Origin of the sequence: Salegentibacter lacus (assembly GCF_020164555.1) — a bacterium.
Classification (GTDB): Bacteria; Bacteroidota; Bacteroidia; order Flavobacteriales; family Flavobacteriaceae; genus Salegentibacter; species Salegentibacter lacus.
Genome location: NZ_JAIQZB010000053.1, coordinates 1 through 1,493, shown reverse-complemented (window position 1 = coordinate 1,493; position 1,493 = coordinate 1). Strand labels below are relative to the sequence as shown.

Genomic DNA, 1,493 nt, shown 5'->3' with positions numbered 1-1,493 from the left:
AAATCGAGTAGGAAGATAGGGATTAATTCCCTATCTGTCCTCTCACACCACTCAGCGTACGGATCCGTACTGAGCGGTTCCCTAATTTACGTTCTAACTTTAAGATAATAATCCAGCAGAAAAGGGTAGCCAGCCTGTCTCAGTCTGTGCGTGGTAATGGTCCTTGTGAGGATAAAGCTGTTGGCGATATGCCAGTGACTTCTCCTCGTGTTGGCATATTCCCACGCTTTCCACTTGTTCAGGCCAAGCTTGATAAGCATCTTTCCTTTCGTGCGAATGCGTTTCCATTGTTTCCAGATACACATCCTTAGACGTCGACGATACCAGCGATCTATGTTTCTCAGCAGGCTTTTTATATCTGCCATTTTAAAGTAGTTCACCCAGCCTCTAACGTAGTGGTTGAGTGTTTCCTTTCTCTGGTCTTCACCCCATCCATTGTTCCTTGATGTAAGCTGTTTTAACCGCTGTTTCATTTTTCGGATACTTGTTGGATGGGCTCGGAGTCTACCTTTTCCGCGACTTCGGTAGAAGGTATGTCCAAGGAATTTGACCTTAGAGACGTGAGAAACATTTGTTTTCTCTCTATTCACTTTCAAGAATAACTTATCCTCGATAAAAGGAATAATATTCCTTAGCGTTCGCTCCGCACTTCTCCTACTCTTACAGAGTATGAGACTGTCGTCCGCATAGCGGACGAAGCGGTGCCCCCTTCTTTGGAGCTCCTTGTCCAACTCATTTAACATTACATTGCTCATCAGTGGACTTAGTGGTCCTCCCTGAGGAACCCCCAGCTTTGTTTCTTCAAACTTATTTCCGATCATTACTCCAGCCCTAAGATACTTGTGAATGAGCGAGATTACCCGCCCATCCTTTATCGTTCTTGATAAGATCTCCACAAGTTTACTGTGGCTTACCTTGTCGAAGAACTCTTGCAGGTCCATATCGACAGCATAGATGTAGCCATCGCTGATATAATCCCTGCATTTCTTAAGTGCCTGATGAGTATTTCTACCGGGTCTAAAGCCGTAGCTGTGGGTAGAGAATTGATCCTCGTAAATAGGAGAGAGTACCTGAGTAATAGCTTGTTGGATTACCTTGTCTACCACTGTGGGCAAACCTAGTAAGCGCTTTCGGCCATTCTCTTTGGGTATTGTTACTCGTCGTGCTGGTTTGGGACGATATTTTCCGTCCCTTATGGATTGTAATAGCTCATCCCTGTTTTCTACAAGATAGTCCTGTAAGGAGTCGATTTCCATCTTGTCTACTCCTCCCTTTCCTTTGTTGCTCCGAACCCTTTTGTAAGCCCGGTTCAGGTTGGAAGGAGACAGGATCTGTTCTAATAATCCATCTTCTAAAGTAGTAACATCAGTAAGGTTGTTTTCAGTTATCCTCATAAAGGTCTGCCCTGCTGCATAGCTGTCGGGTTCCGCCCTATCCTTTTGCAGCCAGGTATCTTTCGATATTTTCTGCATTCTTCCCTTCATAAGGTAACA

Annotated in this window: 1 protein-coding gene; it reads right to left on the bottom strand. The window is 44.6% G+C overall.

The window, feature by feature from the left end:
- Window positions 1–86 precede the first annotated feature (86 nt).
- On the bottom strand, window positions 87–1,493 hold a 1,407-nt coding region (gene ltrA, locus LB465_RS18025; protein ID WP_224471307.1), incomplete at its 5' end, for a group II intron reverse transcriptase/maturase.